The 16,511-nt window shown below is 55.2% G+C and carries 18 protein-coding genes and 1 riboswitch; of the genes, 8 read left to right on the forward strand and 10 right to left on the reverse strand.

What is annotated here, in order from left to right; translation table 11 throughout:
• Nucleotides 1–121 precede the first annotated feature (121 nt).
• Nucleotides 122–331, forward strand: a complete 210-nt coding sequence (gene cspE, locus GEAM_RS03495; RefSeq protein ID WP_034788341.1) for a transcription antiterminator/RNA stability regulator CspE — start codon at nucleotides 122–124, stop codon at nucleotides 329–331.
• Nucleotides 332–399: 68 nt separating this feature from the next.
• Here the strand turns inward: cspE and GEAM_RS03500 are convergent, their stop codons facing one another.
• The 3 genes from GEAM_RS03500 to crcB form a co-directional block, all read right to left on the reverse strand.
• The gene (locus tag GEAM_RS03500; protein WP_034788342.1) at nucleotides 400–1,593 is read right to left on the reverse strand and encodes a multidrug effflux MFS transporter; all 1,194 of its coding nucleotides are present in this window, start codon (nucleotides 1,591–1,593) and stop codon (nucleotides 400–402) included.
• A gap of 52 nt (nucleotides 1,594–1,645) precedes the next feature.
• Nucleotides 1,646–2,296, reverse strand: a complete 651-nt coding sequence (locus tag GEAM_RS03505) for a TetR/AcrR family transcriptional regulator (protein ID WP_034788343.1) — start codon at nucleotides 2,294–2,296, stop codon at nucleotides 1,646–1,648.
• A gap of 437 nt (nucleotides 2,297–2,733) precedes the next feature.
• Complete coding sequence (gene crcB, locus GEAM_RS03510) at nucleotides 2,734–3,117, reverse strand: fluoride efflux transporter CrcB (protein ID WP_034788344.1); 384 nt, start codon at nucleotides 3,115–3,117, stop codon at nucleotides 2,734–2,736.
• Nucleotides 3,118–3,182: 65 nt separating this feature from the next.
• Nucleotides 3,183–3,245: riboswitch (Fluoride riboswitch) on the reverse strand.
• Nucleotides 3,246–3,319: 74 nt separating this feature from the next.
• On the opposite strand from crcB, the gene GEAM_RS03515 reads away from it, so the two are divergent.
• Nucleotides 3,320–3,754, forward strand: a complete 435-nt coding sequence (locus GEAM_RS03515; RefSeq protein WP_034788345.1) for a GNAT family N-acetyltransferase — start codon at nucleotides 3,320–3,322, stop codon at nucleotides 3,752–3,754.
• On the opposite strand, the gene GEAM_RS03520 is transcribed toward GEAM_RS03515, so the two are convergent.
• Nucleotides 3,751–5,094, reverse strand: coding sequence for an aminotransferase-like domain-containing protein (locus GEAM_RS03520; RefSeq protein WP_034788346.1), 1,344 nt, complete (start codon nucleotides 5,092–5,094; stop codon nucleotides 3,751–3,753). The genes GEAM_RS03515 and GEAM_RS03520 overlap by 4 nt on opposite strands.
• Nucleotides 5,095–5,264: 170 nt before the next feature.
• Between GEAM_RS03520 and GEAM_RS03525 the strand changes: the two genes are divergently transcribed.
• The 6 genes from GEAM_RS03525 to tatA all read left to right on the forward strand — a co-directional run bounded on the left by GEAM_RS03525 (nucleotide 5,265) and on the right by tatA (nucleotide 10,344).
• Entirely contained in the window at nucleotides 5,265–6,221 is a 957-nt protein-coding gene (locus GEAM_RS03525) for a substrate-binding domain-containing protein (RefSeq protein ID WP_034788347.1), read from the forward strand.
• Between the two features lie 19 nt (nucleotides 6,222–6,240).
• Nucleotides 6,241–7,041: a deaminated glutathione amidase gene (locus GEAM_RS03530; RefSeq protein WP_034788348.1), complete on the forward strand. Its 801-nt coding sequence runs from the start codon at nucleotides 6,241–6,243 to the stop codon at nucleotides 7,039–7,041.
• 251 nt (nucleotides 7,042–7,292) lie between these two features.
• Complete coding sequence (locus GEAM_RS03535) at nucleotides 7,293–8,198, forward strand: ABC transporter substrate-binding protein (RefSeq protein WP_034788349.1); 906 nt, start codon at nucleotides 7,293–7,295, stop codon at nucleotides 8,196–8,198.
• On the forward strand, nucleotides 8,198–9,178 hold the full coding sequence (locus tag GEAM_RS03540; RefSeq protein ID WP_034788350.1) for an amino acid ABC transporter permease: 981 nt from the start codon (nucleotides 8,198–8,200) through the stop codon (nucleotides 9,176–9,178). Before GEAM_RS03535 ends, GEAM_RS03540 begins: the two co-directional genes overlap by 1 nt.
• On the forward strand, nucleotides 9,175–9,960 hold the full coding sequence (locus GEAM_RS03545) for an amino acid ABC transporter ATP-binding protein (protein WP_034788351.1): 786 nt from the start codon (nucleotides 9,175–9,177) through the stop codon (nucleotides 9,958–9,960). The genes GEAM_RS03540 and GEAM_RS03545 overlap by 4 nt, the downstream gene beginning before the upstream one ends.
• Before the next feature lie 186 nt (nucleotides 9,961–10,146).
• Nucleotides 10,147–10,344 carry a Sec-independent protein translocase subunit TatA gene (gene tatA / locus GEAM_RS03550; protein WP_034788352.1) on the forward strand — a complete coding sequence of 66 codons (198 nt, stop codon included), beginning with the start codon at nucleotides 10,147–10,149 and terminating at the stop codon, nucleotides 10,342–10,344.
• Between the two features lie 207 nt (nucleotides 10,345–10,551).
• Here the strand turns inward: tatA and lipA are convergent, their stop codons facing one another.
• The 6 genes from lipA to mrdB form a co-directional block, all read right to left on the reverse strand.
• Nucleotides 10,552–11,517, reverse strand: a complete 966-nt coding sequence (gene lipA, locus GEAM_RS03555; RefSeq protein ID WP_034788353.1) for a lipoyl synthase — start codon at nucleotides 11,515–11,517, stop codon at nucleotides 10,552–10,554.
• A gap of 173 nt (nucleotides 11,518–11,690) precedes the next feature.
• Entirely contained in the window at nucleotides 11,691–12,374 is a 684-nt protein-coding gene (gene lipB / locus GEAM_RS03560; protein WP_034788354.1) for a lipoyl(octanoyl) transferase LipB, read from the reverse strand.
• A gap of 73 nt (nucleotides 12,375–12,447) precedes the next feature.
• Nucleotides 12,448–12,711: a DUF493 family protein YbeD gene (ybeD, locus tag GEAM_RS03565; protein ID WP_034788355.1), complete on the reverse strand. Its 264-nt coding sequence runs from the start codon at nucleotides 12,709–12,711 to the stop codon at nucleotides 12,448–12,450.
• 134 nt (nucleotides 12,712–12,845) lie between these two features.
• Nucleotides 12,846–14,054: a D-alanyl-D-alanine carboxypeptidase DacA gene (gene dacA, locus GEAM_RS03570; protein WP_034788356.1), complete on the reverse strand. Its 1,209-nt coding sequence runs from the start codon at nucleotides 14,052–14,054 to the stop codon at nucleotides 12,846–12,848.
• A gap of 191 nt (nucleotides 14,055–14,245) precedes the next feature.
• On the reverse strand, nucleotides 14,246–15,382 hold the full coding sequence (gene rlpA, locus GEAM_RS03575) for an endolytic peptidoglycan transglycosylase RlpA (protein WP_034788357.1): 1,137 nt from the start codon (nucleotides 15,380–15,382) through the stop codon (nucleotides 14,246–14,248).
• Nucleotides 15,383–15,392: 10 nt separating this feature from the next.
• Nucleotides 15,393–16,505: a peptidoglycan glycosyltransferase MrdB gene (mrdB, locus tag GEAM_RS03580; RefSeq protein ID WP_034788358.1), complete on the reverse strand. Its 1,113-nt coding sequence runs from the start codon at nucleotides 16,503–16,505 to the stop codon at nucleotides 15,393–15,395.
• Nucleotides 16,506–16,511 lie beyond the last annotated feature (6 nt).

A 16,511-nucleotide genomic window follows, 5' to 3' on the forward strand; every position in this document is an offset into this window, starting at 1 on the left:
AAGTCTAAGAGTGAGAGGTTTATCGCTTATTGCTTTGCACATTCTGGACAAAACCTGAATCTGCTGCTGTACTCTAACTGACACACATTTTGTGTCGTACATTCACGTAAAGGTAAGTTTGATGTCAAAGATTAAAGGTAGCGTTAAGTGGTTCAATGAATCTAAAGGTTTTGGTTTCATTACCCCTGAAGATGGCAGCAAAGATGTTTTCGTGCACTTCTCTGCTATTGCCAGCAACGGTTTCAAAACCCTCGCTGAAGGCCAACGTGTAGAGTTCGAAATCACTAATGGCGCTAAAGGCCCATCAGCTGCTAACGTAACAGCTATCTAACTCTAGCCAAATTCTGAAAAACCCGCTGATGCGGGTTTTTTTTGGTCTTTATTTGTCGAATCAGCAGGTTACGCCGCGCGAGGTTTACGCACCAGTGTGGTAAACAGCAGGATGGCAATGGCGAAGCAGCCCAGAATAGTGAAGCCCATCGACAGCGCCGAGGTGCCACCCAGACCACTGATCGGCACGCTAATTGAACCCAGTGCGAACATACACACCCCAATCAGCGCCGACGCGCTACCGGCGTTTTTCCCCTGAGTCTGCATCGCCAGCGACGAGGCGTTCGGGCCGACAATACCAATGGTTATCACTGAGAAGAACAGCGGCACCAGCAGCGTTACCAGCGGTGCGTGCAGGCTGGCGGCGATAACCAGTGAAATCGAGCCAAGCGCCGCAATGGTCAGCCCGGCTTTGACCAGCGCCAGTTCGCCAAACTTGCCGCTCAGGCGAGTAGAAATCTGCGCCGCCAGCACCAATCCCACGCCGTTAATTGCAAAGCACAGGCTGAACATCTGCGGGCTGAGGCCGTAAATCTGCTGTAAGACGAAAGGCGACGCGCCGATGTAGGCAAACATCCCCGCCATGGTGAAGCCTTGTGCCAGACACAGCCCCATAAACTGGCGGTCTTTAAGCAGCCCGCCGATGGCGCGCACCATCGCCATTACGCCGCCCTGCGAGCGCCTTTCGGCAGGCAGGGTTTCATGCAGTTTTAGCAGCGACGAGGTGAACAGCAGCACCGAAATCACTCCTAGCGCGCCAAATATCCCGCGCCAGTTCATAAAGTTCAGCAGCCCGCCGCCGAGCACCGGCGCGACTATCGGCGCCAGCCCGTTGACCAGCATCAGCAGTGCGAAGAACTTGGTCAGCTCGTGGCCGTTATACATATCGCGGGCCACGGCGCGCGAAAGCACCGCGCCGCCTGCTCCGGCAATGCCCTGCAACAAGCGAGCGACAATCAACTGTTCAATACTCGGCGCCACGGCGCACCAGACGGAGGCGGCAAACAGCAGCGCCAGCGACCAGAGAAGCGGACGCATGCGGCCATATTTGTCACTCAACGGGCCGAAGTTCAGCTGGCCTAAACCCAGCCCCAGCAGGCCGGTGGTCAGACTAAGCTGGCTGGTGGCGGTATTGGTATTTAACTCATGGGCCATTTGCGGCAAGGCGGGGAGATATAAGTCAGTGCATAGCGGGCCAAGTGCGGCAAGTGACCCCAAGACCAAGATATAGCCCAAGCGTTTTTCTGTCAGGTGAGCGCTCATTAATTTTCCGTTTCCCGGTTATTTTGTGGTGGTTAATACGATGTGTGTGAAATTAGGATTCACCCGGCGATGGCGGGTTAAATAGCTGACCGAACAGCTGTTTATAGAGCTTCTCCAACTCTTGCGGATTAGCGTGGCGGGTGGTGAGGTGGCGAAAGGCGGTGCCTTCGCAGATGACCGCCACCACTTCGACGCGGTTATTCAGCTCTTCGTCGCTCCAGTGCGGGTAGGCTTTCGCCATGGTGGCTTTGGCCTGATTGAATAAGTCGCACTCGGAGTCGCGCCAGATCTTCTCTACCAGCGGATTGCGCGTGGCTTCGGCGGCGACTTCCATCATCAGGGCGTGGTCGATTTCAGTCTGCTCATCTGGGCTTTCTTGCTCGCCGGGGCGCGGCTCGGTGAGATGAAACTCGCCGATGCGGCGATTGGCGAGGTTCTCCGCCATTTGCAGCAGGTTGTGCGCATTGCCAGTGATCAGCTCAATCTTCTTCGCCACCATGCGGCGCACTATCTCTTCGATAATGGCTTCTTTATTGGCGAAATAGCGATAAATCTGCCCCACGCTAAGCTGCGATAACTTGGCGATTTCCGCCATCCCCGCGCCGTGAAAACCGTGTTTGCGAAAGCAGATCCGCGCGGCGGCTATTATCTGATCGCGACGGGCGCAGATGCGTTTTTCTTTGGTGTCCTGTGGAGGCAGCATAGAAGTCCTGATGACAAGGCTGGCAAAATAAAAAATGAGTATGAACGTTCATTCTCAATTATAAGCAGACAGGGCTATCAGGTAAATATCAAAACAAACGGCGCAGCGTTTTAAGCGCTGCGCCGTTGGCGAAATGGGGTAAGGGCGGGACTTAGGCGACGAAATAAGCCTGCAAGAAGGCGGCTACGATCAGCACGCACAGTGAAGTCACCAGAATTTCAGATAAAGTTTTAGGGGTTGAAAACATAATCACTCCAGATGGCATCATTAAAATGAATCAATGGAGACGATTGTGCAGATTTAAGATGAAGGAAACATTAAGACGCGCTTAAAAGCCGAAATAATAGGCAGCGGCGGTGAGAGGCAGATCGCAGTTGATTGAAAAGAGGAAAGTAACGATGCCTTTGTCATAAAAAAGGCATCGTTGAAAGATAGGATCAGTGCGCGTTGTACCAGCTGACGACCATAAAGCCCAGCAGGGTGAGGGCGAGGGAGCCAAACAGGTTCAAGGAGATGTTGAGTATCGCGTCGCCGAAACGCCCGGCTTGCAGCATGTACACCACTTCCAGCGAGAAGGTGGAGAAGGTGGTAAAACCGCCGCAGAAACCGGTGGTGATCACTGCTTTAAGCACCGGGTCTACGTTGCTCATCCGGCCAAAAATCGCGATGGCGAAGCCAATCACAAAGGCACCAATCAGGTTGACGGCCAGCGTGCCGAGGGGAATGGTCGGCGAAATGCTGTTCATCTTCAACCCGAGATACCAGCGCGCCGCGCTGCCGACACCGCCTGCGATGAGGACTGCAAGGAAAGTACTAAACATGGAAAACCTTTATAAACAGGTGGAATTCAGAAAGGTCCGGGCACGACGCTACGAACCTCTCGCGAGATTGCGTAGACATCATTAGCCCGTAAAGGCGGTTTCGGAGGAATGTCATCTCCATCGTTTGCCGCACAATTTTACACCGCAGACCAAAATTTTGTAGCGCTTTGTTGAAAGACGCTGAGAACAATAAGGAAACACAATGTTAATACGTGATGCACTTGCCGCCGATGCCCCGATTGTTACCCAACTGCTGGCTGACTTGGATTATCCCAATGATCCCCAAGACGTGGCGACCCGAATCGTCAGCATGGCGAACAATCCGGACAGCCGCCTGCTGCTGGCGGAAGAGCAGGGCACGGTGGTCGGCTTCATCTCGCTGCACTTTATCCCGCAGATTGCGCTGGCCGGGGAGTTTTGCCGCATCAGCTACCTGTGTGTCAGTGACGCAAGCCGCGGTGGCGGCATTGGTCAGAAGCTGGTGGATGAGGCCGAACGCCTGTCTATCGAGCGCGGCTGTGACCGGATGGAAGTGCATAGCCACAACCGCCGCATTCGCGCGCATCAGTTTTATGCCCGCGCTGAATATGAAGAATCGCCGAAGTATCTGATCAAAAAATTCCCAACCCGCGCTTAACCCAGCGCCAGCAGGATGGCGTCGGCAATGATATCCACCTGCTCTGGTTTTAGCTGAGAAGTGCTGATGCGGATAAACTGCCCCGGCCCGATGCGGCTGCGCTCGCCGGGCAGCACCGCAATCCCCCGCGCCGCCAGTGTGACCAGAGCAAACTGCTCCGAAGGAACCGGGATCCACATCGCCAGCCCGTCGCGGTGTGGAATATGCACGCCGCGCAGTTGCAGCGCGTCCGACATGGCTTTGCGCCGCTGGGCATAAACCGCTTTGGCGTGCGCAATCCCCTGCTGGGTCTTCTCATCCTTAATCAGATATGCCAGAGCCTGCTGCAAAATGCGGCTCGACCAGCCCGCGCCGAAATTACGGAATGAAATCACCTGTTTGATCAGCTCACGTGAGCCGGAAAGCACCGCCAGACGCAGGTCTGGCCCGTAGGCTTTGGAGTAGGAACGCACGTGCACCGTTCGCTTTGGCAGCACGCTGCCCATGCTCAGAGGCGCGGCGTGAGAAAGCTGGCCGATGCCGTCATCTTCCACAATCAGCGCATTACTCTCGGCCAATAGCGCCGCCAGTTCGGAGAAACGCTCGGCGTTCATCACGTGGCCGCAGTGCGAATGGGTGCTTGGCTGATAGATAAAGGCTGACGGATTTTTGGCGAGCGCCGCCTGAAGTGACTCGGGGATTGGCCCGAACTCATCACATTTTACCGGCAGAACCTGCGCATTAAGGTTATCGAGCATATCCAGCAGACGGCTGGCGGTCGGGTCTTCAATGGCCACCACCGAGCCTTGCATCAGCAGGGTTTGCAGCGTCAGGTTCATGGCGTCAAAGCCGCCGTCGGTCGCCATAAAGGCTTCGGCGGCATAGGGCCAGTCGGATTGAACCGCCGCCAGCAGGGCCGGGGAGATGGCTTCGCGGTGATAACTATTGAGATTTTCCGCCGCCATGCCCGACAGTAGGGCTTCGCGCAGGTCGGGCAGTAATTGCGGGTCTGGCGCTGACAGCGTCAGGTCGGCGCTGATGTGCTCGCCAAAGTTGCCGATTTTTTCAAAACGCGCCGGGCGAGGGGAGAGGGTGTCACCACAGACCCAGACGCCGTTGCGTCCGCGCCCGGCGATCACTTTCTGCCGACGCAGCTGGCCCCACGCGGCGGAAACCGTCGCCGGGCTAACCCCTAATGACTGCGCCAGCTCGCGAACTGCGGGCAAATGGGTGCCGATTTCAATCACGCCGGAACGAATCATCGCCGCCGTCTCCAGCGCAATGCCGCGCATCGACCTGTCCTGCAAATGCCCTGCGAACCACTCTGCATCCAGCGCTTTTACCAACGGATTATCAGCCATTTTTTGCCTTTTGTTCAGTAACAAAGATTCTATTGTACATATTTATTTATGCTATTAGTATCAAACTTAGCCAGTTGAGGCGATAAAAACAGCACTTTGTTGGCAATCTGTTCGCCATTGGTCAAAAGAACTTAGCAAACCGAATTTTGCACACCTAGAAGGGGAATCTCGTGGCGTTGACCATCAGACTGGCTGTTCGTGACTGGGATTATTTTACGCCGCTGGCCTTGGGCGATATCAAACCAGAAGGTTTTAACCTAGAAATTGACCGCGTGGGCACGCTGGTGGATGACCTAGCCACCAGCCCCGACTACGAGGCCGGAGAAGTCTCCTTTAGCCGTTATGCCCAAGGGCGCGCGCGCGGCGAGCAGGATCTGCTGGGCATTCCACACTTCCTTATGCGCGGATTCCGCCAGCGCTGCATTATTACGCGTCAAGACAGCCCGCTGACCGAACTCTCCCAGTTAAAGGGCAAGCGCATCGGCCTGACGGGTTGGCAAGATTCAGGGAATACTTGGACGCGCACGGTTTTGGCGCTGGAAGGGGTGCAGATTGAGGATGCGCGCTGGTACGTGGGCCGCCTGACCGAGCAGCACCCGATTGTTGACCGTCTGGCAGGCTTTGGCCAGCCGGGGCGGATTGAAGCCGTCCCCGAAGAGCGCCCGATGATGGAGCTGCTGCAAGAGGGTTGGCTCGACGCGGTGTTTACGCCATTTATGCCTGAAGGCTTCTTCAAACCGGATTCCGGCTTCCGCCAGTTCCAGCCTGATTTCCGTCAGGCCGAGTTGGATTATTTTAATCAAGTGGGTTACGTGCCGGGCATTCATCTGCTGGCGATTAAACCGGCGCTGGCCGCCGAGCACCCTTGGCTACCGCAGGCGTTGAGCGACATTATTGAACGTTCTTACCACATTTGGATGGAGAAGCGCGCCAAATATGCCGATACCACACCGTGGCTGCTGGATGACCTGCGCCGCACGGTGGTGGACCTGCCCGCTGACTGGAATGCCAACGGTTACGCCGCCAATGAGCAGATGATTAATGATTTTGGCGCAGAGCTGCACCGGCAAAATTTGACCGCGCAGCGCCTGACCGCCGCCGATCTTTTCCCGCATTTTGCCGGTTAATCAAGATTAAGGAGTGATGATGAAAGTTGCATTAGGCCAGTTCGCCGTCGCCAAAGAGTGGCAGACCAACGTTGAAACCTGTCTGTCACTGATGAAGAAGTCAGAGCAGGCCGGTGTGGATCTGCTGGTGCTGCCAGAAGGCATTCTGGCCCGCGACATCACTGACCCCGATTTAGTGCTGAAGGCCGCGCAGCCGCTGGACGGGCCATTTGTTAGCCAGCTGCTGGCCGCCAGTGTCGGTAGCCAAATGACCACCATGATGAGCGTGCACACCCCTACGCCAGATGGCCGGGCGTGGAACGTGCTCATCTCTCTTCGCGACGGCAAGATCATTTCTGAATACCGCAAGCTGCATCTGTATGACGCCTTTTCCACTCAGGAATCGAAGAACGTCACGCCGGGCAAAGATATTCCGCCACTGGTGGAAGTCGCGGGCTTTAAAGTTGGCCTGATGACCTGCTACGACGTGCGTTTCCCTGAACTCGCCCGTCGTTTGGTGCTCGACGGCGCGGACGCGCTGGTTCTGCCCGCCGCGTGGGTGAAAGGGCCACTGAAGGAGATGCATTGGGAAGTGTTGGTCACCGCCCGCGCGCTGGAAAACACCACTTACGTGGTGGCGGTGGGCGAGTGCGGCGAGCGTAACATCGGCAACAGCATGGTGGTTGACCCGCTTGGCGTGGCCATTGCCCGCGCCGCTGAAGCCCCGGCGCTGGTGTTTGCCGAGCTGGATAAAGCCCGTTTAGAGCACGCCCGTAAAGTGCTGCCGGTACTGGATAACCGCCGTTTTGATATTCCCCAGTTACGCAGCGACAAGTTTTAAACCTGTTATTTAAGTGATCAGCAGTCCCCCTCGCGGCAGCCACGGTCCTCAACGTGCGCCGCAGGGTCAACAAGCGCGAACCACACCAGGGAGCGCCGCATTACCCTTACTCGGTCAGCGCCTGACCCAGTGAGAAATAAAAAAATATCCTTACGGCGTTATCGACACCAGGGAAGGTGTTAACAATAAATCACTGATTTTGAAATTAATTGCACAACATTCACCACAACTTTTCGACAGAGGGCATTGCAATGATGGCAAGAAAATTACGTCCGGCTACCGCACTGACGGCTGCACTACTTTCAATACTTTCGACCTCCGCTTTTGCTGCTGACAGCGTCGCTATTCCCGCGCAAACGGTTGATGCCGCGCTGCACGCCAAACTGCCAGCGGACATTCAAAAATCCGGGGTGATGACGTCGGTTAACAACGGCTCTTTCCCTCCTTATGAAATTGTGACTGGCAACAATACCCTCGACGGCGCGAGTTCCGACTTGGCCGACGCGCTGGCTGGCGTGCTGGGGGTGAAAATTGAACACGCCTCGGTCAGCGGCATGTCTGGCATTCTGAGCGGCATGGCCGCCGGGCGCTACCAGTTGGCGATGGGGCCGATTGGTGATTACCCGGACCGTCAGGCCAAAAACGATTTCATCGATTTCGTCAAAGAATACGTGGTGTTTGCGGTGCATAAAGGCAACCCGCAAAACATTAACTCGCTGGACGATACCTGTGGCAAACGCATTGCCGTGATGGCGGGCGGCTCGGCGGAGCAGGTGATCCGCAAGCAGTCTGACGTCTGCGTGAAAGCCGGTAAACCGGCGGTGACTATCCAGTCGTTTAGCGACCAGCCGACCTCGATTCTGGCCGTGCGCTCCAACCGTTCTGACGCCTTCTTCTCTTCGCAGGCGCCGTTGACCTATTTCGTCGACAAAGCCAGCGGCCAGTTGGAATTGGCAGGCAAAGGCAAATCTAACGGCTTTGGCGACATCTATCAGGGCACCTTGGTGCCGAAAGATTCGGCCATTCGTGACGTGATTTTGGCGGGCTACCAGAAGCTGTTCGACAACGGCACTTATGCCATCATCATGAAAAAATGGGGTCTGCAAGACAACATGGTTGCAGCGCCGGGGATCAATCTGGCTAAGGCGCAACCTTAATGACGGAAAAACCCTTTCGAGTTAAACCGCCGGATAGCCATGAAGCCAACAACCCGCGCCGCAACGTGGAGTTTGCTCATGCGCCGCGCAACTATGGCCGCTGGATCTCGTGGATTATCGTCACGCTTATCGCCATTGACGTGGTGTGGAACGTGGCGCGCAATCCGAATTTCGAATGGCACGTGGTGGGGCAGTGGTTTACTGAAGGTACGGTAGTGAAGGGGCTGGGCGTGACGCTCGGCCTTACCGTGGTTTCAATGCTGCTTGGCGTGTTTATTGGCCTGATGCTGGCGATTGCTCGCCTGTCGCAAAGCCAGCTGCTGCGCCGTCTGTCCGGGCTGTACATCTGGTTTTTCCGCGGTACGCCGCTGCTGGTGCAACTGCTGTTCTGGTACAACATGTCGACGCTGTTCCCTCGGGTGGTGCTCGGCATTCCGTTTGGCCCAGAGTACATGAGTTGGAATACCAATGACTTGATCACCCCGCTGACCGCGGCGATCGCCGGTTTGGCGCTGAACGAAGCGGCCTATATGGCGGAGATTATTCGCGCTGGGTTGCTGTCGGTGGACAACGGTCAGGGGGAAACGGCACAGGCTTTTGGCATGAGCCGTGGTCGCGCGCTGCGCCGCATTATTATTCCGCAGGCGATGCGTTCGATTATCCCGCCAACCGGTAACCAGCTGATAAGCATGATTAAAGCCACTTCGCTGGTCAGCGTGATTGCCATGGGCGACCTGCTGTACTCGGTTCAAACCATTTATAACCGCACCTTTGAAGTGGTGCCGATGCTGATGGTAGCGGTGATTTGGTACTTGCTGATCACCTCAATACTCAACGTCGGTCAGTCGGCCATTGAGCGCTATTACGCGCGCGGCACCAGCCGTTCCGGCTCGGCCACCAAGCGGCGTCAGGTGTCTGGCGAAGAGAAAACCATTCCTATCGTCAATGCACCAAGCCAGACCCACAAGGAGGAGCGATGAGTCAGCAAACTTTAGAGAGCCAATCGCCACTGGTTGTCGCGCGAAACGTGCATAAAAGCTATGGCGATAACGAAGTGCTGAAAGGCATTGATCTGGATGTGAAACCGAGCGAAGTGGTGGTGATCCTTGGCCCGTCCGGCTCGGGGAAATCCACTTTCCTACGCTGCATCAACCATTTGGAAGATATCGATCGCGGTTCGATTATGGTCGGCGGCGAGCAGATTGGCTATGAGCTGCGCGGCGAGAAGCTGCACAAGCTGCCGGAAAAGGCCATTGCGCGCCAGCGTCGCGATATCGGCATGGTGTTCCAGCAGTTCAACCTCTACCCGCACATGACGGTTTTGCAGAATATTGTTGAAGCGCCAATCGGTGTGCATAAAGAGAGCCGACAGGACGCCGAGAAGTACGCCCGCGAGCTGCTGCAAAAGGTGGGGCTGAGTGACAAAGCCGATGCTTATCCGCGACACCTCTCCGGCGGGCAGCAGCAGCGTGTGGCGATTGCTCGCGCCTTGGCGGTGAAACCCAAGCTGATGCTGTTCGACGAGCCGACCTCGGCGCTGGACCCGGAGCTGGTGGGAGAAGTGCTCTCTACCATGCGCGACTTGGCCCAGCAGGGATTAACCATGATTGTGGTGACGCACGAAATTGGCTTTGCCAAAGAGGCGGCGGATCGGGTGGTGTTTATGGATCGCGGCTACGTGGTGGAGCAGGGGTCTGCGCAGGAGGTGCTGGTCAATCCACAGCATCCGCGCACTCAGGCTTTCCTCAGCCGGTTTATCTAGTCAGCCCTTTGCTCAGCAAGCACAGCATGTGGATTTCTGTCTGAGCATTTCTGTTACATTTTTAGGTTGTATTTACACCCAGATTATTCGTAAATAACCTTAAATTGTTTGGGCTGTTCTGTCAGTTAAAAGCGCAACTAAACAGTTCAGATAAACAGTTTCGCAAACCGTGAAAAGAAGGTGTGTATGGAAGGTTTAAGCATTACTAAATTGTTAGTTGTGGGTGTTCTGATCGTTCTGCTGTTCGGTACCAGCAAACTGCGCTCTTTGGGCGGAGATCTGGGCGCTGCGCTGCGTGGCTTCAAGAAAGCCATGAATGATGATCCAGCTCCTGCTGCCAAAACTGACGCACAGCCTGCTGAGCGCGTAGAACACAAAGACTGATTTGTGTGCGGGTTAACGCCCGCCGTTCTGCTGTTGTAGCTAGACACTTCGCGGCGTTTTAGTCGCCGCAAATAAAAAACGGCTGCTCGTGTGAGCAACCGTTTTTTGTCATTTCTGTCACCTGAAAAGTAACAAAGTGTGACATCCACTGCTTTCCAGATTTAAGCTTGCGGCGCGTTAACTCAGGTCGCGGCGCCGCAATAGGGTTTATTTTACTTCGATACCTTTGGCCTGAAGGTCCGCATGGTAAGACGAACGCACGAAAGGACCACAAGCCGCGTGGGTGAAGCCCATTTTCAGCGCTTCTTCTTTCATGTAATCGAACTCTTCCGGGCTGACATAACGCTGTACCGGCAAGTGGTGACGGCTTGGCTGCAAGTACTGGCCGAGGGTCAACATGGTCACGCCGTGACGACGCAGGTCGCGCATCACTTCAATGATCTCTTCATTGGTTTCGCCCAGACCGACCATCAAACCAGACTTGGTTGGGATATCAGGGTGAGCTTCTTTGAAGCGTTGCAGTAGGGTCAGTGACCACTCGTAGTTAGCACCAGGGCGCACCTGACGGTAAACGCGCGGCACGTTTTCCAGGTTGTGGTTGAACACGTCTGGCGGCGTGGCGTTGAGGATATCCAACGCGCGATCCATACGTCCACGGAAGTCCGGCACCAGCGTTTCAATCTTGATGGTTGGGTTCTTCTCGCGAATAGCGGCGATACAGTCGGCGAAGTGCTGAGCACCGCCGTCGCGCAGGTCATCGCGGTCAACCGAGGTGATAACCACGTAGCGCAGACCCATATCGGCGATAGTCTGTGCCAGCTTCTGCGGCTCATTGGTATCTGGCGCCGTAGGGCGGCCGTGTGCAACGTCACAGAACGGGCAACGGCGGGTACAGATCGCGCCGAGGATCATAAAGGTGGCGGTGCCGTGGTTGAAGCATTCGGAGAGGTTAGGGCAAGCGGCTTCTTCACAAACGGAGTGTAAACCGTTCTTACGCAAGGCGGCTTTGATGCCCTGAATGCGGCTTGAGTCAGCCGGAAGTTTGATTTTCATCCAAGCCGGCTTACGTAACATTTCCTGCCGGTCAGTGGCCACGGTTTTCACCGGGATTAACGCCATCTTATCTGCATCGCGGTATTTAACGCCGCGTTCCATCTGAATCGGTTTACTCATAAGCTTGCAGGTTCCAAGTTTGTCACTCGTTACTTGAGTTTTTTCAGGACATTCAATGAACTGGATGATTCATTAAAAAAAATGTGAATAATTGCAGAAATTATATCACTTATGCCGCTCACTATTCAGCCCCAGAAGTGCTCATAAGCCACAAAGTCTACATTTTTTTAACATTAATAGTCTTCGGCCTGCCACGGCAGGTAATCCACTTGCTGGTAATTCAGTAAGTTATTGAAAGATTTCACCAGCACCGGCATGACGTCATCAACCGTCAACCCCGGCTTTTCACGACTGACCTGCGTCATTTCCAACCCGGCATAGCCACAGGGATTGATTCGCAGGAATGGCTCGAGATCCATATCAATATTCAGCGCCAAACCGTGCAACGAACAGCCTTTGCGGATACGCAGACCCAGCGAACAGATTTTTTTGCGATCGACATACACGCCGGGGGCGTCGGCACGCGGGTAGGCTTCAATGGAGAAGTGGGCGAGGGTGTCCACCACGGTTTGCTCAATGGCGGTGACCAACTGGCGTACGCCTAGCTTTTTGCGCTTCAAATCCACCATCACGTACATCACCTGCTGGCCGGGGCCGTGATAGGTGACCTGACCGCCACGGTCGCTTTGAATTACGGGGATATCGCCTGGCAGCAGCACGTGCTCTGCCTTACCGGCCTGACCCTGAGTGAAAACCTTGTGGTGCTCGACCAGCCAGATTTCATCTTGGGTTTCAGGAGTACGGTTGTCAGTGAACAGATGCATCGCGCGGGACACTGGTTCGTAAGGCTGAAGACCCAGCTGACGTAACACAATGCGTTGTTGCAGTTTATCTTGTTGCACAGCAGCTATCGCCATTTAGAAAGAGGGGGTCAGAAAAAGCAATGCAGCACCGATTAGGGTGCTGCATTAGGCAATTCACAAGAAGGGATCACAATACCATGCGGACAATTTCGAGATTACCCAGCTCGTCGTAAAGGGTTTCGACCTGATCGATATGCTGCGCGGTGATCGTAATTGATACGGAGTGGTAATTCCCTTTACTGCTCGGTTTTACCTGAGGATTGTAGTCGCCAGGCGCATGGCGTTGCACGACTTCCACAACCTGATCAACCAACTCGGGCTGTGCCAAACCCATTACTTTATAAGTAAATGGACATGGGAATTCGAGCAGTTCGTTAAGTTTGGTTTTCATGTGCACTCCAGCGTGTTTACAGCAGACGGATTATTGTTATTAAAATCACACTCCCGCCGAAGCGGGAGTGTGATCAATTTCACAATAGTAATAGTAACTATGTGGGGGGTAAAGGCGGCTTTTCAAGCCCGCGCTTAGCCGAACCAGTGGTGGAACATCAGTTTGATGTAATCCACGATGCGGCCGAAGAAGCCCCCTTCTTTGACTTCATTCAGCACCACCAGAGGGCGCTCGTCAATGGTTTTACCATCAAGCTGGAAGTTGATAGAGCCAACTACCTGATTTTTCTGCAATGGTGCATGCAGCTCAGGATTGGTCAACACGTAGCTGGCTTTCAAATCTTTCATGCGGCCGCGTGGAATGGTCAGGAAAGCGTCTTTATCAACGCCCAGCGCGACGCGGTCAGCATCGCCAAACCACACTGGTTCGGAGGCAAATTCTTTACCGGCTTTCAGTGGAGAAACGGTTTCGAAGAAGCGGAAGCCCCAGGTCAGCAGTTTCTTACTTTCAACTTCACGGCCTTTATAGGTGTGACCGCCCATTACGGCGGAGATCAGACGCATCTGGCCTTCGGTTGCCGACGCCACCAAGTTGTAGCCAGCAGATTCAGTGTGGCCGGTTTTGATGCCGTCAACGTTCAGGCTGGTGTCCCACAACAGGCCATTGCGGTTGGTCTGGCGAATGTTGTTGAAGGTGAACTCTTTCTCTTTATAGGTCGCGTACTCTTCCGGCACGTCACGGATAAGAGCCTGACCGATCAGCGCCATGTCGCGCGCCGAGCTGAACTGCCCTGCGGCGTCCAGACCGTGAACCGTGCCGAAGTGGGTGTTTTTCAGACCCAGCGCGTTCACGTAGTTGTTCATCAGGCCAACAAAGGCGTCTTGGCTGCCTGCAACATAGTCGGCCATCGCCACGCAGGCGTCGTTACCGGACTGCAAAATGATGCCACGGTTCAGCTCAGAAACCGCAACGCGGTCGCCCGGCTTGAGGAACATCAGGGAGGAGCCTTTGAATACCGGGTTGCCGGTCGCCCACGCGTCCTGACCCACGGTAACCATATCGTTTGGCGTGATTTTGCCCGCTTTGATGGATTGACCGATAACATAACTGGTCATCATTTTGGTCAAGCTGGCTGGGTCACGGCGCGCGTCAGCGTTCATTTCTGCCAGCACTTTGCCTGAGTTGTAGTCAATCAGGATGTAGGCTTCAGCATCAATCTGCGGGACGCCGGGGATCATCGTCTTTAAATTAACATCGTCGGCATAGGCGGACGCTGCACAAAGGCTCAGAGCTGTGCCAAAAGCCAAGCTTTTGACGAGAAGTGGGGTAGTTACAAGTTTCATGATAGGGACAGCAACATCCGTAGAAGTAAGTTAAAAACGTGCCACACTATAGCAGAAGCGACATATTCAGACATCTGCGATTACAGCGGCTTGAAAGTGTTTACCCTTTTTTACCAATTTCACATTGGTGGAAAAAACGGGGCCGTAGCCCCGTTAAGGAAATGCATCTCGCCTCGCGATGATTTAGCGCATCACAGGGCTGAGACAACAAACGACTGCTGCTGGGCTTCGCTAGCCAGACGTTGTTTAAGCTGTTCTGCCTGCTGGCGGCTCAACGGACCCAGCTGCACGCGGTACATGCTGCCATTCGGTTGAACCTTGCCCGGCACGGAGAATTTCTGGCTCAGGCTTTTCTGCCACAGCGCGGCGTTTTGTGGATTGCTCAGCGCACCGACCTGCACCATATAGCTGCCGCCCGCCGCGTGGCTTGACGATGCCGCGCGAGGAGCCGATGCCGCCGCTACAGCAGCCGGAGCGGCGACTGCGGCCATGGCCGGAGCCGGGCTTGGGGAGGCGATTGGCGCTGGATCATCATGCTCCAGAATCCCCTGTGGCACTGGCTTTGGCGCTTGCAGGAAACCGCCGCCGTTACCGCCACCATTGCCAACTGCGCTGGTAGTGGCCGCCGTGTCGGTGTCTTCTGAGTTGGTCAAAGTGCTGTTATCAATCGGGCGAACCGCCGCCCCGGTGTCAGTCGGCGCGCTTTGCACCGGGGTACCGATACCGCTAGCACCCAATTCCGGACGCGCTGGCAGGGCATAAGACTGTTTGGCGACGGTTGTACCAATGGTGCCCGGACCAGACAGCGTGCCGTCCGGCGCAACGTTGATGAAGTCGATTCTGACCTTGGTGCTGTTGGTCAAGTTCAGGCGCTCAGCGGCGGCCTGAGATAAATCAATAATGCGGCCCGGCGTGTAAGGGCCACGGTCGTTCACGCGAACCACTAACATGCGGCCGTTGGCGACGTTGGTCACGCGGACATAGCTTGGAATAGGCAGAGTAGGGTGCGCGGCGGTCAGGGCGTTCGGGTCAAACTCTTCGCCGATGGCCGTGGTGTTGCTGCCGTTTTCTTGCCCATACCACGAGGCTAAGCCCACCTGAGAGAAGTTAGACGGGTCTTTGATGATTTTGTAGGTTTTGCCATTAACCGAATAATCCTGGCTGGTGCCTGGGTTATAAGGTTCGTAACGCGGGTCAGCGCCGCCGATTTCAACCACGGGACCGTTATAGGTCTGCGGTGGGGCAGGTTGTTGTTGCTGTGTGTCTTCGGTACTACAGGCGCTCAATAACAACCCGATAATGACGGCTCCAAGCCACTGCTTACGCATCGCCCACCTCTTATAAGTTTTTTGATAACATTTTTCGATGGGTATGTATCGACATGACGATACCAAACCCTGCCATCAGCACGATAAGCGCTGAGCCACCATAGCTGACCAGTGGCAAAGGTACCCCAACCACTGGGACAATACCACTGACCATGCCGATGTTAACGAACACATAAACGAATAAAATTAACATCAGCCCACCGGACATAACCCGTCCAAATGTGGTTTGTGCCCGAGCCGCAATCACCAGCCCGCGCATAATCAAGCATAGATAGAGTGCGAGCAGCACCAAAACCCCCACCAGACCTAGCTCTTCGGCCAATACGGCAAAGATAAAGTCTGTATGGCGTTCGGGCAGAAATTCGAGCTGCGACTGGGTGCCGTGCAGCCACCCTTTGCCGGAAAGACCGCCAGAACCAATGGCGATTTTCGACTGAATGATGTGGTAACCCGCGCCCAGTGGGTCGCTCTCAGGGTCGAGCAGCATCATCACGCGGTCGCGCTGGTAATCATGCATCAGGAAGAACCACAGAATCGGGATGAAGGCGGCAACCAGCAGGGCGGCGACGGCGATAAGCTTCCAACTCATGCCCGATAAGAACAGGACAAACAGGCCTGAAGCGGCGATCAGGATTGAAGTTCCGAGGTCAGGCTGCGCGGCCACCAGCAGGGTAGGAATGAAAATCAGCGCCAGCGCAATGGCGGTATTCTTCAGCGAAGGCGGGCAGACGTCACGGTTGATAAAGCGCGCGACCATCAGCGGCACGGCGATTTTCGCCAATTCCGAGGGCTGGAAGCGCACCACGCCGAGATCAAGCCAGCGCTGCGCCCCTTTACTGATGGTGCCGAAGGCATCCACCAGCACCAGCAACAGCACGCAGACAATATAGAGATAGGGCGCCCAGCTTTCATAAACCCGTGGCGGGATCTGCGCCATCACCAGCATGATGATAAGGCCCATCACGATCTGGCCAATTTTGCGCTCCATCATGCCGATATCCTGACCGCTGGCGCTCCACATTACGAAGGCGCTATAGGCCAGCAGGGCAAGCACAATCAGCAGCAGGGTGAGGTCGATATGCATTTTCGACCACAGCGACCCTTTTTGTTGGTTTTCAGTCATGTTCGG

This window comes from Ewingella americana ATCC 33852 (assembly GCF_000735345.1).
Classification (GTDB): Bacteria; Pseudomonadota; Gammaproteobacteria; order Enterobacterales; family Enterobacteriaceae; genus Ewingella; species Ewingella americana.